We start from the raw sequence: 15,485 nt of genomic DNA on the forward strand, positions 1-15,485 counted from the left end.
CGAGGCCGCCGGAATTCCCCTTCTCTTGGAGGCCCAGACCCCGGCATGAGGCCCGCGGGAGACCACCTTGCTCTTTCAGCGAGGATCCGGCGCGGCTTGGCCTTGCCATTTCCATGCCGATCTGGAATAAGGCTCTGTGAATCGGAACGGGAGCGTCCGATGAGGTGACTTTACGTTCGATCTGTGCTGCCTCCGGGAGGGTGGAGCGATGTGGTTGACAGGGATCGTCGTGCTTGGGATGGGGCTCGCCGGCGACGGAGACCGGCGGGCGACGGAGAGCGAAGTACGCTCCGCCCACCAGATGCTGATCGGGACATGGCGGATCGTCGCCCTGACGGACAACGGCGACCCGATCGGACCGGAACTTATCCGCCGCAAGATCGCCCGGAACGCGACGATCGAGGTCTCCGACCGTCTGGTCAGCCATGTCAATCCGGAGAACGGCGAGGTCAAGTCGAGCCCGTTCACCGTGGATCCCACCCGCTTCCCCCGCACCATCGACCTGATCACCCCCGACGATCGCATGCTGACGGGCATCTACAAATTCGAGGGAGACGACCTGGTCGTCTGCTATAACACGAGGGAAGGCCGGCCCAGGCCGGTCGACTTCGTCTCTCCCGGCGGCAACTTCGTGACGCTCATGCGGCTGCAAGTGGCCGACGGGCCCTCCCCCGCGACGCCATCGGCGGAGAAATCGCCCGCGGCCCCCGCCAGGAACGAGGATCTGCAGCCGGATACTCCCGCCCCCTCGAAGGCCCGGCAGGCCAAGTTCTCGGCGGCCTTCCGGCTGCTCAACGACGAGCGCAAGCCGACCCAGAGCGAGCTCGATCGCGATCGCCAGCTCCTCGCCGGCACGTGGCGCGTCCAGGCCATCGTCGACGACGGCCAGAGCCTCTCGGCCGATCTCATCCGCGAGAAGATCGCCGACGGCGGCGTCATCCGGATCGGCGTCCGGGGCATCTCGTCGGTCTCCCCGCAGAGCGACACCAAGCGGCTCTGGGCCTACCGGATCAACCCGGCCCCATCCCCCAGCCAGATCGACATCACCACCCAGTTCGACACCCTCCTCAAGGGGATCTACAAGTTCGAGGGGGACCGCCTCCTCATCTGCCTCGCGAAGGTCGAGGAGCATGCCCGGCCCACCTCGTTCGATGCCCCCGACGGTTCCGGCCAGATCCTCTACAAGCTGAAGATGGTCGGCGAGCGGGAGGACTCCGCATCCGCGGCCTCCGAACCGGAATCGAAGCCGGAGCCGCGAGTGATGGTCCGCGCCCGCCAGACGACCGTCACCCCGGCGCCTCAGCCCGCCCCCCAGCCCGCCCCCAAACCGGTCATCGACGAGAAGGCGAGGATCGAGCAGGAGATCCGCGGGATGCTCATCGGCTCCTGGTCCATGACCGACCGCAAGGGCAATCTCGTCATGGTCTTCCGCCCCGATGGATCGTTCACGGCCACCCGCACCTACGCCAAGAGGAGGCTGTTCGAGCCGGACGTCGTGACGTCCAGCGGCATCTGGAGCTACGGGCGCGGAGTCGTGTCCGCGTCGGTCCAGTCCACCAACGATCGCAACATGCTCGGCCACGGGGTCGTCTCGCGGATCCAGTCGATCAGCGAGGATGCCATGGTCGCGTCCGATAACGTCGGTCAGTTGATGACCCTTCGCAAGATTCGCTGACCGAGGCCCCGGGGCTCCGCCCCTCGCGCCGGCCGGCCCGGCCGGGGGCGGAGCCACGTGGAAGGCTCCCGGCGCGAATTCGCGCGCTTCGCTCAAGTTCGCCGTCCAACCCGCCGATGCTAGTGGAGGACGACCGGTAGTCCGCACGCCCGGGCGCAAGCCCCGTGGCCGATGCCCTTCGTCCCAGCCTTGCCTCCACGAGCCGCACCGCGGAATCCACCACGAGCCAAGCGCCATGAATCGTCAGGTCATCCCCAGCATGATCCTGAGCGTCCTGATCGTCGGCTTCTTCTCGGTGCTCCTCTACGAGCGCGAGAAGGCCGAGGAACAACCCGTGCCGCGGCAGGCCCATGCGGCGAGGCCGGTCTCTCCGATCGCCTCTCCGCCCCCCGCCCCCGAGATTCGTCCGACGGCTCCGAGCGGGGAGCCGGCGCCGATCGGCCCGGCCATTCCTCCGGTGGAGGCTCCTGGACCGGGGCCCGCCGGTGAGATGCCGGCAACTCAGTCGTCGTCGTCGGGGCCCGATTCGAAGGCCCCTGCCGTGATCGACGGGCCGCAACAGCCCCAGCCGGAGCCCGTGCCCCCGGCTCGCCCCGAGCCGCCGCCGCCGAGCGCCCAGCCTGCCCCCGCCCCGGCTCCGTCCGTCGCGCCGGAACACGCCGATCCTTCACCGGCACCAGGTCCGGCCTCGGACGTATCCAGCTCGGCCGAAACGAAGCCCGCGCCCGAGACGAAGCCCGCCCCCGAGACGAAGCCCGCGCCCGAGACGAGGCCCGCGCCCGAGACGAAGCCCGCGCCCGAGACGAAGCCCGCGCCCGAGACGAAGCCCGCGCCCGATGGTCCGAGGTCGACGACGTCGGGGACCGGCCCGCGGCAGGCGTTCACGACGGCGGCCGAGGGGGAGTCGCTCGACGATGTCGCGGTGCGGATCTACGGCTCGACGGACCACGCCGAGGTCCTCTGGCGGGCCAATCGTGACCTGTTGCCGCACCGGAGCAGCCCGCTCAAGGCGGGTTCCGTGCTGCGGACCCCGGACCTTTGATCGGGGCGGGAAGGGCTCGCCGGATCGGATCGCGGGCTCAGAGCGCGCTCCGGAAATAGACGACGTCCCCGTCCTTGACGATGTACTCCTTGCCTTCGAGCCGCTGGAGCTTGCGGGCCTTGGCCTCCTTCAGGGAACCGGCCGCCACGAGCTCGTCGTAGGCGGTGACCTCGGCGCGGACGAAGCCCTTCGCCAGGTCGGTGTGGATCTTGCCGGCGGCCTCCACGGCGGTCCCGCCGCGTTCGAGGTTCCAGCCCCGGACCTCCGGCTCGCCGGCGGTGAAGAACGTGATGATCCCCACCGCATCGTAGGCGGCGCGGATGATCCGAGCCCGGCCGAGCTCGGTCACGCCGAGATCGGCCATGAAGACCTCCCGCTCGGCGGGGTCGAGCTGGACGAGCTCGAGCTCGAGCTTGGCGTCGAGCGCCAGGGCGTCCGGGGCCTGGGCCTTCAGGGCATCCGGGACGCCCTCGCCCTGGGGGGCGTTCAGGACCAGGACCTGGGGCTTGTCGGTGAGCAGGCCGAACGACCGCAGCGGCTTCTTCTCCTCGTCGGAGAGCCCCAGGGAGGCGACCGTCTCGCCCGATTCCAGGGCCGCCAGGATCCGCCGCACGGTGGCCAGCTCCTTCTCCTGGACCTCCCAGTCCGGCCGGTGCTTCTTGACGCTCGCCTCCAGCCGCTCCGCGCGGTTGGTCACGACGCTCATGTCGGCGAACAGCATCTCCTCGCGGAAGGCGGCGAGCTCGGCGGCGGGGTCGGTCCCGGAGAACCCGTTGAGCACGATCAGCAGCGCGTCTCCTTCGCGGATGAGGGCGAGCCGCTGGGGGTTGTCCCCGTGGCTCCCCGGCATCAGGCCGGGCGTGTCCAGGAACTCGACCGTGGCCGGGGTGATCTTCTTCGGGCTGTGGAGCGAGGCCAGGAACTCCAGCCGCGGGTCGTTGAGCACGGCGACGCCAACCTGCCCCGAATGCACCTTGCCCGGGTCGGGCACCGCGCCGGTGAGGAGTTGAAAGAGCGTGCTCTTGCCGCTGCCCGCGAATCCGACCAGTCCCACTCGCATGCCACGAACACCCTTCTGAAAGACGGAAACGGAATCAGGATTCCCGGGCTCGCCCCGGCGGCGTGGCCTCCAACGTGGCCTACGCCCCGGCGGAACGGTCGGACTGCCGCATCCGCTCCTCGAGCAGGTCGAGCTGGCCCTCGAGCTCCGTGAGGGTCTCGGGGGTCAGCTCGCGGCTGCCGAATCGGACCCGGTAGAAGGCCTCGACGATCCGCCCGGGGACCGCCGCCATGGCCTGCGCCCCCGCGCCCAGGCCGGCGAGGAATCGAGAGGCGCGGAGGGCGAACTCCCCCTGGGTCTCGGCCGGCGTCCGCTCGAGCTCGTACTCGGCCAGGAGCTGGGTCAGCCGCCGATAGAAGAGGATCCCGGCGGTGAGCCCCGGCGAGTCGTCCTGGGGGCCCCTCCACCAGCTCATCGCCCTGGCGAGGAGCCAGCCGGCAAACTTGCCCACGAACACCAGGATCGTGCCCAGGAGGAACGTGACGACGAACCCCCGGACGCTGATGAAGGAGCCCCAGGTCTGGAAGTCGAAGAGCCGCGCGAACGTGCGCTTGGCCCACCCCCAGATGGTGGCATAGCCGTCGCGGACGGCCTTCACCGTGGCCGCGATCGGCTCGTAGAGGATCCGGTTCTGTCGCGCCGAATCGTAGCCGAGGATGTAGAAGACCCAGACGTATCGGACGAGGTCGGTGACCGACCTGAGCTGGCCCGGCATGCTGCCGACCTGGGCCAGCGACTGCTCGCGCTCGGTCCCGGGCGTGGGGTCGAGCGTCAGCCAGAGGGGCGCATCGATGGGGTGCTCCTCGATGAGCGCCTCCACCCAGCTATGGGCGTGCTTCTGGCGAACGCTCATCATCTTGGTGATCTCGTTCCAGTCGCCCCCCTTGAAGCCGTTGACGACCCGTGCGGGGATGCCCACGGAGCGGAGCAGCAGGGTCAGGGCGCTGGCGAAGTACTCGCAATGGCCCTCGTGCCGGTTGGTGAGGAAGTCCAGCACGGGGTCCACCTTCGGGTCGGCCACGCTCATCTCCAGCGTGTACCCGAAGGCGCCGCTGTCGCGGAGGTAGGCCTCCAGGGCGCGGGCCCGCGCCGTCACGCCTTCCCGCCCCTCGGCGGGGAGGCCCTCGACGATCGGCCCGGCGATCTCCCGGAGCCGCTCGAGGATCGATTCCTCGACCGTAAGGAGTGCCTTCCGGCGATCCGCCGGGATCGGCGACTCCTGGACCTGCGGCCCTTCGCCATCGGCGTCGGAGATCACCTCGTAGTCGAAGGTGCCGCGGGTCTCGCTGCGGGCCAGCGTGCCGTCGATCGGATTCATGGAGATGGCGGGCGACTGCCGGCCCGTCGACGGCCAGTCCAGGACCGGCCTCATGGCGAAGAGCGTCGGCGAGTCGTTCGGCTCGAGCTTGATGACCTGGCGGATCGGCGTGGTCGATAGATCCGTCGAGGGCTTGTAGGCGAGGACCTGGATCGAGTGGATCGCCCCCTTGTTCTGGCGTCGCCACAGCCCCTTCTCGTACTTCGTGAGCGTGACCCCGCGCCAGAGGGGCTCGGCCGCCGGCCGGACCGGCTTGTGATCCATGTCCGTCAGCTCGACGGTCATCACGATGCTGTCGTTCTCGAGGATCTCGCCGAGCTGGCCGAGCTTGACCTCCTCGTCGAACCCGGTCAGGTGCCGGGCCATGCCGCCGGAGCCGCGTGCCCGACTCGCCCCGACCTGGCGGGGCAGGAGCAGGAAGAAGAGCCCACCCAGGACCAGGGTCAGGGCCAGCACGCGGACGCTCATGAAGACGTAGGCCATGTCGAAGAGGCCGCGATAGGGGTCCGACGCCTCGCCGGGGCCGGCCTCCTCGTCGCCCCGGACCCCGTACCTCCTCGCCTCTCGTTCCAGGAAGAAGAGCCCGAGGACCCAGACCGCGAGCACGGCCCAGAAGAAGAGCCAGAGCCCGACCGAATCCCCCTGGTTGGTCACCGAGCCGATCAGCACCTGCGTCAGCCCCAGGAGGAAGAGGAACCAGTCGTCCTCCGAGGTCTTGGGGAGGAAGTACTTGAGGAGCTGGAGGCAGGCCACCCAGTGCCCGAGGGCGCGGATCAACTGGGTCTCGTCCGACTTGTACTCGCCGTAGAGGATCGCCAGCGTCCCCACCGCCAGGAGGTTGGCGACCTCCCGGGGCAGACCCCACCGCGGCACCTGGTCCACGGTGAGGAAGGCGAGGACTCCCGCGCCCGCCACCGCGAAGGGGAGCAGGCCGTCGATCCGGGAATCCGCCGCGTCGCCGCAGAGGAGCTTGGTCGCCACGGTCAGCATCAGGTAGAAGCTGACCCGATAGATCATGCCGGTCTTCACGGCGCCGTGCCTCCCTTGCGGGTCCCGCCCGCGACGGTCGCCGGCATCGCCCGCCTTCGCTCCTCATGGTCCTCCAGCCGGTCCTGCTCCGCGCTCGTGAGGCGATGCTCGATCAGGCTTCGAGAGCCCTTGCCGACCCCCTCGATCAGCTCCGCGAGCTCACCCTGGGCCGCGTTCAGGAGGATCGTCCGCGAGAGCAGGCTGCGGGCCGCCCCGCCGGCCAGCCGCGCCGACCGCTCCGCCTCCTCGGCGAGCTGCACCGGCCGGGTGGAGATGATCACCAGCAGCGAATCCCGCAGGGTGGTCGGCGGCAGGGCGTTGATCAGCTCCGACAGCGTCCCCTCGGTGGCCGGCCGCATCACCGCGAGCTGCTCGAGGAGCTCGTGGAGCAGCTTGACCGACCCCTGGCCCTGGCAGACGCCCGGGGTCGCCCCGGTCCAGCCCAGCACCATCCGCCGCCCCTGGCGGCGGCACGTCTCCACGCAGACGGTGGCGGCCAGCGAGATGGCCTCCTCCATGGCGTCGCGGAGCTCCGGCGGCACCTTGGTTCGCGGCAGCCACGGATCCAGCAGGAGGGCCAACTCCTGCTCGTTCTGCTGCTCGAACTCCTTGACCATCAGCTCGCCGCGGCGGGCGGAGGTCCGCCAGTGGATCCACCTGGGGCTGTCGCCCGAACGGTAGTCGCGGAGCCCGTGATATTCCTCGTGCTGGGACGAGCTGTCCCGCCGCTTCCCCATCCGGTTCTCATTGGCGAGCCGCTGGAGCTGGAACCATCGCCGCGTGAGGTGGCCGATCCTGGGATAGATGACGATGTCCTCCGCCAGCGGGATGGTCACGCGCCGCTCGACCAGCCCGAAGGGCGCCCTCGTCCCCAGGTCCAGGTCGCGGAACCGGTATCTCCCGCGGCGGGGCGTCTCGCCTTCCCACCGGACGCGGACGCGATCGTCGGGCGGCACCCGGGGGAAGAAGACCCGCGGCGCGGTCGCCGACGCGGTCGACTGGCGGTCGACCGGCACCAGCAGGTCCTCCATGAAGATCGCCAGGGCGGCCGACCATCGACGGCCGTTCTCGAGCGTGTAGTCGATGACCAGCGGGTCGCCCGAGAAGACGTATGGAGGCACCCGCCGGACCACGCTCAGCTTCTTCAGGAACGCCCGGCCGCCGATCAGCGACGTCAGCCCGGGCCCCGCCGCCAGCGTCGAGACCAGCAGGATCAGGTTCACCTGCTGGGTCCATCCGGCCGCCAGCAGGAGCGCGACCACCAGGCAATAGAGCAAGCCCTCGCGGGTCGGGATCGTCCGATCCGTCGGCACCAGCGCCTGGGCGAAACCCCGCGCCACGCGGCCCACGACCCCCCGCGAGCCGGCCGGGCGGATCCTCTCCTCGATGCTCATCGCTGGGGACCCCTCCGGTCGTACCCGGACTCGCTCCGCCTCGTACCGTCCCGTCCCGCCCTTCTTGCCCGCCGCCGCCCTTCGATCGATGGAATCCGCCGGGCCGATCCGGATCAGCCCGGCACCCGGACCCGGTCCACGATGTCGCGGATGATCGCCTCCGCGGCCCCGAACTGCCCCGCCTGGAGGAACGACTTGCCCAGGACGCGGTGCGCCAGGACGGGGACCGCCAGCCCCTTGATGTCGTCGGGGATCACGTAATCCCGCCCGGAAGCGAGCGCCAGCGCCTGGGCCGCCCGGTAGAGCGTCAGCGCCCCCCGGGTGCTGACCCCGACGTGCAGGTCCTCGCTCCGGCGGGTCAGGTGGACGATGTCCAGGAGGTAATCCGCGATCGAGTCGTCCACGCGGACCTGCCGGACACCCCGCTGGAGCCGGAGCACGTCATCGATGCTGAGGACCGGGGAGAGCGACTCCACCGGCGTCCCGTCGCGGTGGCTGGCCAGCAGCCGGCGCTCCTCGGAGCGGATCGGGTAGCCCATGTGCAGCCGGATCATGAACCGGTCGAGCTGGCTCTCGGGCAGGACGTAGGTTCCCTCGAATTCGTAGGGGTTCTGCGTCGCAAGGACGATGAACGGCGGGTCCAGGGGATAGGTCTTCCCCTCGACCGAGATCTGGCGGTCGCTCATCGCCTCCAGCAGCGCGCTCTGGGTCCGCGGGGTCGTCCGGTTGATCTCGTCCGCGAGGATCACGTTCGAGAACAGCGGCCCCGGCTTGAAGACGAACTCACCAGTGGGGTTGTGGAACACGCTGGAGCCGATGACGTCCGATGGCAGCAGGTCCGGGGTGAACTGGATCCGCCGGAACGTGCAGTCGATGCTGGCCGCGATGGCCCGCGCCAGCAGGGTCTTGCCCACGCCGGGCACGTCCTCCATGAGGATGTGCCCCTCGGCGATCAGGGCCACGATGGCGAGCCGGACCACCTCGGCCTTGCCCAGGACGACCAGGCCGACGTTCTCCACCAGGCGGTTGGACAAGCTCAGCAGGTCGTCGAGTGTCTGTTCGTCGGTGCCCGATTCGATCGTCTGGGGTTGATTCATGCGTGCCACTCGAGCCTGGTGGGGCGGCCCCTGGCCGCGACCTGGAATAGCCGGTCAGTATATAGAATGGTCGCTCCCATGCCAACGCCGCGCGCCGGGCGGGTCAGGGGACCGTGCAGGAAAGGAGCACGGCCTCGGCGCCCGGGACCACCTCGCAGGCCCCGGCGGATGCCGGCAGCAGGAGCGTCCGGCCCGGGCCCAGGGGGACGGCCGTCCCGCCCCCGCAGACCGTCGCCTCGCCCGAGATCCCGACCAGGATCGTGAACCGGCCCGGGGTCCCCAGGCGTTCCGGGGCCGTCAGCCGCCAGCGCTCGAGCGCGAAGTAGTCGGTGCGTGAGAGGCCCTCCCGGAGGTTCCCCGCCGCCGTCCTGGTGGGCGTTGGGACCACGGGCTGGACCGGGCCGCGGGAGAAGTCGGTGGACTCCAGCGACTGGCTCACGTGCAGCTCGCGGGGCCTGCCGTCGGCGCCGACGCGTCCCCAGTCGTCGAGCCGGAAGGTGGCGTCGGACATCTGCTGGATCTCGGCCAGCAGGACCCCCGCGCCGATGGCGTGGACCGTCCCGGCCTCGATCAGGACGCAATCGCCGGGCCGGGCCGGGAAATGGTGGAGCAGCGGCGCGCAATTCCTGGCCTCGATCGCCGCGGCGAGCGCCCGGCGGTCCACCCCCGGCTTGAGGCCGGCGTAGATCCTCGCCCCCGGCTCGGCCGCCACGATGACCCAGGTCTCGGTCTTGCCGTTGTCGTCGGCCAGCCGCCTCCCCTTCTCGTCGTCGGGATGGACCTGGACCGAGAGGTCCTCGCGGGCGTCGATGAACTTCACCAGCAGCGGGAACTGCGTCCGCCCCGCGAGCCCGTCCCCCAGCAGCTCCGCGGGCCGCTCCCGGATCAGGTCCCGCAGCGAGGTCCCCGCAAGCGGCCCCTCATCGACCACGCTGACCAGGTCCTTGTAATCGGAGAGCTCCCAGCTCTCGGCGTAGTCCGCGGCGTCGCCGATCGGCCTCCCGAGCACCGTCCCAAGTCGCCGTCCCCCCCAGAGGAGCCGGCGGAGGATCGGGGTGAAGTGCAATGGATAGAGGGGGGGCGGGCTCATGACAGGGCTCCTCAGCCTCGATGGCGCGGCGGCGAACCATGGTCGCGGACGCCACGTATTAGAGCATCCGCGGGCGAAATAATGTAGGAGCCGGCCCCGACGGGCGACCGCGCGAGCCCTGCGCGGAGGTGGTCCTGATGCCGGCGGGCCAGCCCCCGGGATTGAGCGGAGCCCGCAAAACCGGTACAAAGTGATAAACCGGCGTCCCCGCTGCGAGGGGACGCGGGGCGGCCCTTTCCCCGCCCCATCGCCGCCTTCGACCGGCGATCGTCCTCGGTGATCCCTCGCGACGGAGAATGGTTCGATGGGCAGGAGCGTCCAGGCCGGGCTACTTTCGATGATGATCGTGGGGATGAGCACGGGGGTTGCGGCCCCTGCGCTCGCCCAGGCCCAGCCGGCCGCCCCGGCGGCCGGGACCCAGGCCGCCCCCAAGGTCCCGGGCGCCGACGACGTCCTGGCGACCGTCACCGAGGGGAGCGTCAGCGAGAAGGTGACCAAGGGGGAGCTCGTCAACTTCCTCAGCCGGTATCCGATCCCGGCCACGGAGAACCGCGATCAGCTCTACCACGATGCGGTCGATTCCCTGGTCAACACCAAGCTCCTGACCATGTTCCTGAACCGCCAGAAGATCGCCGTCGATCCCTCCAAGGTGGACGCCGAGATCGCCCGCGTCGAGAGCAGCCTGAAGCAGGACAAGCAGGACCTGCAGACCGCCCTCAAGGAGAACAACCTCGACATCAAGGACCTCCGGTCCGAGATGGAGAACCGGATCCGCTGGTCGGAGTACGTCCAGGCGAAGGCGACCGACGCCGAGCTCCGGCGCTACCTCATCGACAACCAGGACCTCTTCAGCGGCACCCAGGTCCGCGCCAGCCACATCCTGCTCCGGGTCGAGCCGGACGCCCCGGCGGCCGAGAAGGAGAAGGTCAAGAAGAAGCTCCTGGACATCAAGGCCCAGCTCGACGCCAACAAGCTGACGTTCGCCGAGGCCGCCAACAAGTACTCCGAGGACCCGGCCAACGCCGGCACCGCCGGCGGCGACCTCGATTACATCACCCTCAGCAGCGGCTTCATCACCGAGTTCACGGACGTCGCCTTCAAGCTCAAGAAGGGGTCGATCTCCGGCCCGGTCGAGACGCCTTACGGCCTCCACCTGATCCAGGTGACCGACCGCAAGGAGGGCAAGCTGCCGGACTTCGACCAGGTCAAGACCGCCATCATCCGCTACTACGCCGGCGACCTCCAGAAGAACCTCCTCAACGAGGAGCGAAAGCAGGCCAAGATCGACGTCAAGCCGATGCCGAAGGACCTGTTCCCGAACCCACCCGCCGCCCCGGCGGGTGGGGCCGCACCGGCACCCGCGGCCGGCGCGGCGACCCCCAAGCCGGGCCTCTGAGCCGGTAGCCCTCCTTCGCAGCCCGCGAGGCCGGCCCCACGGGCCCGCCTCGCGGACGCGACGCGTCGCCTCCCCCCCGTCACTTCAGCTTCGCCTTCGGCCTCGGCGAGGGCCTCCCGCCGCCGGGGCCCGGCGGGGGCGAATCCCCGCCAAGGTCAGCCTCGAAGCTCAGCGCCCCCAGCGAATCCGACGCCTGCTTGCGGAGCTTTGCGGCCTCGGCCTCGAGCCGCTTCAATTCCGCGGCGATGGCTTCCAGTCGGTCTTCCTGCGCGCCGAAGGTCTTGACGAACCGTTCCCGGAGCTCCTTCTCCGAGGCCCGATCGCCGAGCGCCTTGAGGTTCTCTCGCAGCCGCTCCTGCTCCTTGTGCAGGGCCTTGTTCTCCTCCGCCAGGCGGCGGGCCTGCTCCTGGGCCGCGCTCGCCCGGTTGATCAGCGCGAGGGCCTCGCGGAGGACCCTCACCGTCGGGGCATCCAGCTCCTTCTGCTCGGCCCAGAACTCGAGCTGCCACGCGGACGTGTCGGCCAGCACGATCCGCTGGCGGATCAGCCGCTGCGTCCGGACGGTGAACGTCGTGATCCCCTTCGGGGCCAGGTCGAAACGGAACCGCCAGTAGGATTCGGTGATCTCGTGGGCGGTCGGAGGCTCGTCGAGCGTCCAGTCGTCCGCCTCGCGGGGATGATCCAGGTAGACCACGGCCGGCGCGTCCCCCTTGTTGTCGAACGCGTAGGTCGTGCTCCGGATCTGGCCGCGGCGGCTCTCGAGCGTCCCGCGGCGGATGACCACCCGGGCGGTCTGCTCGTCGTGGCTGTCCACGTTGTCCAGCACCTTCACGCCAAGCTCCACCGCGAACGGCACCAGCCGGGTCTCGTCCGGCTTGAGCGTGTCGAGCATCGCTTCGCCGACGTAGCTCCCACCCTCCAGCACCGTCAGCGGGCCCCCTTCGAGGGTCAGGCCCGTGGTGTTCTCGAGCTCGACGCACCGCATCGGGTTCTCGGCCCGCGTCCGCTTGTTGTAGAGGAGCACCGGCCGGCCCTTGAACTCGCGGAGGACGATCGGCACCAGCGCCGCCTGGTTCCGCTTGATGGTCACCGGGTGCTCGATCTCGTACTCGAACAGGTCCCCGAGCTTCCGCTCCCGGACCTGCGTGGGGGTCGAGCTGACCGCGGAGGGTGGTGGGGGCGCCGGGGCCGCGGCCTTGACGCTGCTCGCCATCCGCCGGTACGCCGATCGCTCCGCAATGGCCGCAGGTTCCACTTCGTCGAGCGAGGACAGCGTGAGCATGTCCATGTCCATCCCCGCCTCCACCTCCGGCGGCAGCACTCCGGTCGTCTCCTTCACCTCGACGACCGGCCGGCGGATCGATCGCGGCGTGTAGAGGTCGTGGACGAACGAGACCGGGAGGCCGGAAATCAGCGAGAGCCTGACGTCGTCCCAGTCCTCATCCTGGGTGTTGTCGACGACGGCCCAGCCCTGGATCATCGGGGCCCTGTCCTCCTCGCCGAGGATCAGCCGGTAGGTCGCCTTCCAGACCGGCGCGGCCACGGTATAGGCCAGGCGGAGCCGCCGTTCCCCCTCACCCTTCGCGAAGATCGAGAACCCGCGCGCGTCCTTCTTCTTGGCGGATAGCCGGGTCCTGAGGTAGTACTCCAGGTCGCGGCGGACGGCCTCGTCCCGGATCTCGATCGACGAGACTTCGGGGAGCTCGAACGAGCGAATCCGGCCGTCGTTCAGGATCGACAGCACGGGCGTCTCGACGAGCCCCTCCGGCGTCGTCGTCCTGATCGTGTCCAGCCCCAGCACCATCCCCTCCGCGACACCGCCGCCGGCCGTACCGAGGGCCACCGTGGCCCCCGTGAGCTGGGGCAGGAGCCCGGCGACGCCGTCCTCGTCCGAGATCTCGAGCGCCACGTCGGCCAGCAGCTCGTGGAGCGGCCGGGTCGAGTCGTACGACACGGACGAGACGTGGCCGCCGTCCAGGTCCAGGACGATCAGCGACTTGAGCACGTCGCTGACCTCCTCCTTCCGGAAGGCCAGCGCGACCGACTCCTCGCCGTGGACCTTCCCCTCGCGCTCGAAGTACCCCACGCCGTGCTTGTAGAGCACGACCCTCGTGATCGGCATCGTGGCCATCGATGGTCCTCCCCCCGGCGGTCGCGGCGGTCATCGCAACTGCGTGCATTGTCGCGCGCCCCGCCGCCACTTCAACCATCTCCCCGATCAGCGGGAGGGATCGACCGACGAGGGCGGAAGGAGGGCCGCGCCGGGGTCATTTGCTCTTCTTGCCGGCGGCCGCCCAGTCGATCCCCTGCAAAAGGAGCCGGCCCAGGTTCGCGTCGCGGACCGGGTCGTCCTTGCCGGGGCCGAAGTCGCGATGGCCGAAGACCAGGTGGAAGACGCGGCCGGAGCCGTAGACGTTGGTCCAGGCGACCGGCCATGTCGCGCCCTGGTATTCGACGGTGGCCAGGGCCTGGATCTCGCGGGCCATCTGCATGTGATAGTACAGTTCATCCTTGATCTTGAAGTCGGCGAGCCCCGCGGTGATCGGGCTGGCCCTGTCGGCGATCTTGACCGTGTACTCCCCCTTCTTCGTCTTCCCATCCGGGAGGCCGAAGTGGGAGAACACCCCGCCGAGCATCACCTTGAACTCGGGGACCCAGTCGTCCGGGGCGTTGTCCGCGCCGTGGATCGAGACGTAGCCCCCGCCCGACCTCACGAAGTTCAGCAGGGCCTCCTGCTGGGCCTTCGTGTAGCGGAATTCCGGGTCGCGGCGGTCGGCGTTGGCGATGATCAGGTCGTACTTGCGGAGGGCCGGCGTCTCCAGGATCGCCGCGTCCTCTCCCAGCGTGACCTCGTAACGCCCGGTGTTCTCCAGCGACTCGGCAAGGTAAAATGCCTGGTCGCGGTATCCGTGATGCTGGCGCTTGCCCCCGGTCAGCAGGTAGACCTTCGCCCCGCCGGGCGCGTATTTCTGGGCTCGGGCGGGGGTTGGGGCCAGCGGCCCGGGCATCACGACCATGGACATGACAACGAGGGCGAAAGCGATCCGGGTTCGTATCACCACAAGGCTCCTGTCTCGCCGAGAGCACGTGATTGCCGCCGATGCAGGTAGGTTATTCGGACGGCGGGATGCTCGCAAGCGGCAGTTCGGGCCCGAGAAACACCAGGGAGACGACACGCGATGAATCGACGAACATTCTTCATCCTGCCCGCGCTGGCCGTGGCGACGCTGGCCTTCGGGGCCGACGATCCGAAGCGATCGATCGACACCAACGGCCTCTCGTTCAAGGCGCCGGAGTCGTGGAAGTCGGTCCCCGCCTCCGGCATGCGGGCGGCCCAGCTCAAGGTCGCGCCCGTCGACGGCGACGAGTTCCCGGCGGAGCTCGTCCTGTTCATCTTCCCCGGCGGCGCCGGCACGGTGGACCAGAACGTCAAGCGGTGGCAGCAGCAGTTCAAGGACGCGGACGGCAATCCCCCCAAGATCGAGAGCAAGGCCCTCAAGGGGAAGAACGTCGAGGTCACCCGCGTGGAGACCGCCGGCCATTACACGCCGACCAACTTCCCGGGCAGGCCGGTCGAGCCCGAGCGGGACAACGCCCGGCTCTTCGGCGCGATCGTCGTGACCGAGAAGGCCGGCTACTTCTTCAAGATGGTCGGCCCGGACAAGACCATGACCGCGCTCAAGCCGGCCTTCAACGAGCTGATCGAGTCGATCGAAATCGAGGGTAAGTAGCCTCATCCGGACGCCCAGTCGGGGGGGGCCGAGCGAAGTCGAGGCCCGCCCCGATCGCCCGCGCAAGCCGAGTCATCCCGCATGGCGACCATCACCATCATCTGCGCCCGCTGCACCCTGCCGAACATCCGCTCGGACCGCTTCTGCGCGAGCTGCGGATTGCCGCTCGGCGCGGTGCAGGCGGACGCCGGCGCCGCGGTCGAGGCGCTCGGTGCCTACGAGGCGCCGGAGCCGGCGGACCCCGACGTGGAGCATGTGATCCGCGACTTCGTGGCCCGGTCCGGCTTCGACGTCGTCCCGTCCAGCCACGGCTGGCGGATCACCGTACCGCTCCGCCTGGACCGCAAGCAGGCCGTCTACATCGGGCCCTCCGGCACCGACGTAGAGGGCCGCCCGCTGCTCGGGCTCGTCTCGGTCTGCGGGCCGGCCAACGATCGCGATTGCCGGACCCTGCTGACCCACAACGCCCGGATGACCGACGGCCACTTTGCCATCCGCGTCCTCCGGGGCGAGGAATACTTCGTCGTCGTCGAGAACCTCGCCGCCGACGTCGTCTCGACGCTCGACGCCCGCAACATCTTCCGCCGGATCGCCGACCTCGCCGACGGCCTGGAAGACCGGCTCTCGCGCGGGCGGGACGTCTATTGATCCGC

12 protein-coding genes are annotated in these 15,485 nt (G+C 69.6%); 5 read left to right on the plus strand and 7 right to left on the minus strand.

Annotated elements, in window-relative coordinates:
• The first annotated feature begins 208 nt into the window (after positions 1-208).
• Both G6O54_RS15850 and G6O54_RS15855 read left to right on the plus strand, forming a co-directional pair.
• Entirely contained in the window at positions 209-1,675 is a 1,467-nt protein-coding gene (locus G6O54_RS15850) for a TIGR03067 domain-containing protein (RefSeq protein WP_165226624.1), read from the plus strand.
• A gap of 235 nt (positions 1,676-1,910) precedes the next feature.
• A complete protein-coding gene (locus G6O54_RS15855) occupies positions 1,911-2,717 on the plus strand; it encodes a hypothetical protein (protein ID WP_165226625.1) in 807 nt (268 codons plus the stop codon).
• 37 nt (positions 2,718-2,754) lie between these two features.
• Here the strand turns inward: G6O54_RS15855 and G6O54_RS15860 are convergent, their stop codons facing one another.
• The 5 genes from G6O54_RS15860 to G6O54_RS15880 form a co-directional block, all read right to left on the minus strand.
• On the minus strand, positions 2,755-3,777 hold the full coding sequence (locus tag G6O54_RS15860) for a DUF933 domain-containing protein (RefSeq protein WP_165226626.1): 1,023 nt from the start codon (positions 3,775-3,777) through the stop codon (positions 2,755-2,757).
• Between the two features lie 79 nt (positions 3,778-3,856).
• Positions 3,857-6,124 carry a transglutaminase TgpA family protein gene (locus G6O54_RS15865; RefSeq protein WP_250846917.1) on the minus strand — a complete coding sequence of 756 codons (2,268 nt, stop codon included), beginning with the start codon at positions 6,122-6,124 and terminating at the stop codon, positions 3,857-3,859.
• Positions 6,121-7,518, minus strand: a complete 1,398-nt coding sequence (locus G6O54_RS15870) for a DUF58 domain-containing protein (RefSeq protein WP_165226627.1) — start codon at positions 7,516-7,518, stop codon at positions 6,121-6,123. Before G6O54_RS15870 ends, G6O54_RS15865 begins: the two co-directional genes overlap by 4 nt.
• 113 nt (positions 7,519-7,631) lie before the next feature.
• Positions 7,632-8,615, minus strand: coding sequence for an AAA family ATPase (locus G6O54_RS15875; protein ID WP_165226628.1), 984 nt, complete (start codon positions 8,613-8,615; stop codon positions 7,632-7,634).
• Positions 8,616-8,718: 103 nt separating this feature from the next.
• The gene (locus tag G6O54_RS15880; RefSeq protein ID WP_165226629.1) at positions 8,719-9,705 is read right to left on the minus strand and encodes a type I phosphomannose isomerase catalytic subunit; all 987 of its coding nucleotides are present in this window, start codon (positions 9,703-9,705) and stop codon (positions 8,719-8,721) included.
• Between the two features lie 304 nt (positions 9,706-10,009).
• Between G6O54_RS15880 and G6O54_RS15885 the strand changes: the two genes are divergently transcribed.
• Positions 10,010-11,101: a peptidylprolyl isomerase gene (locus tag G6O54_RS15885; protein ID WP_165226630.1), complete on the plus strand. Its 1,092-nt coding sequence runs from the start codon at positions 10,010-10,012 to the stop codon at positions 11,099-11,101.
• A gap of 79 nt (positions 11,102-11,180) precedes the next feature.
• Here the strand turns inward: G6O54_RS15885 and G6O54_RS15890 are convergent, their stop codons facing one another.
• Positions 11,181-13,232, minus strand: a complete 2,052-nt coding sequence (locus G6O54_RS15890) for a hypothetical protein (RefSeq protein ID WP_165226631.1) — start codon at positions 13,230-13,232, stop codon at positions 11,181-11,183.
• Positions 13,233-13,368: 136 nt separating this feature from the next.
• Positions 13,369-14,160, minus strand: coding sequence for a ThuA domain-containing protein (locus G6O54_RS15895; RefSeq protein WP_250846918.1), 792 nt, complete (start codon positions 14,158-14,160; stop codon positions 13,369-13,371).
• A gap of 120 nt (positions 14,161-14,280) precedes the next feature.
• On the opposite strand from G6O54_RS15895, the gene G6O54_RS15900 reads away from it, so the two are divergent.
• Together G6O54_RS15900 and G6O54_RS15905 are read left to right on the plus strand one after the other, a co-directional pair.
• Positions 14,281-14,832 carry a hypothetical protein gene (locus G6O54_RS15900; protein ID WP_165226632.1) on the plus strand — a complete coding sequence of 184 codons (552 nt, stop codon included), beginning with the start codon at positions 14,281-14,283 and terminating at the stop codon, positions 14,830-14,832.
• Between the two features lie 81 nt (positions 14,833-14,913).
• Positions 14,914-15,480 (plus strand): hypothetical protein, encoded by a 567-nt coding sequence (locus G6O54_RS15905; protein WP_165226633.1) that lies wholly within the window; start codon positions 14,914-14,916, stop codon positions 15,478-15,480.
• Positions 15,481-15,485: the final 5 nt, after the last annotated feature.

It is taken from the genome of Aquisphaera insulae (assembly GCF_011064615.1).
Classification (GTDB): domain Bacteria; phylum Planctomycetota; class Planctomycetia; order Isosphaerales; family Isosphaeraceae; genus Aquisphaera; species Aquisphaera insulae.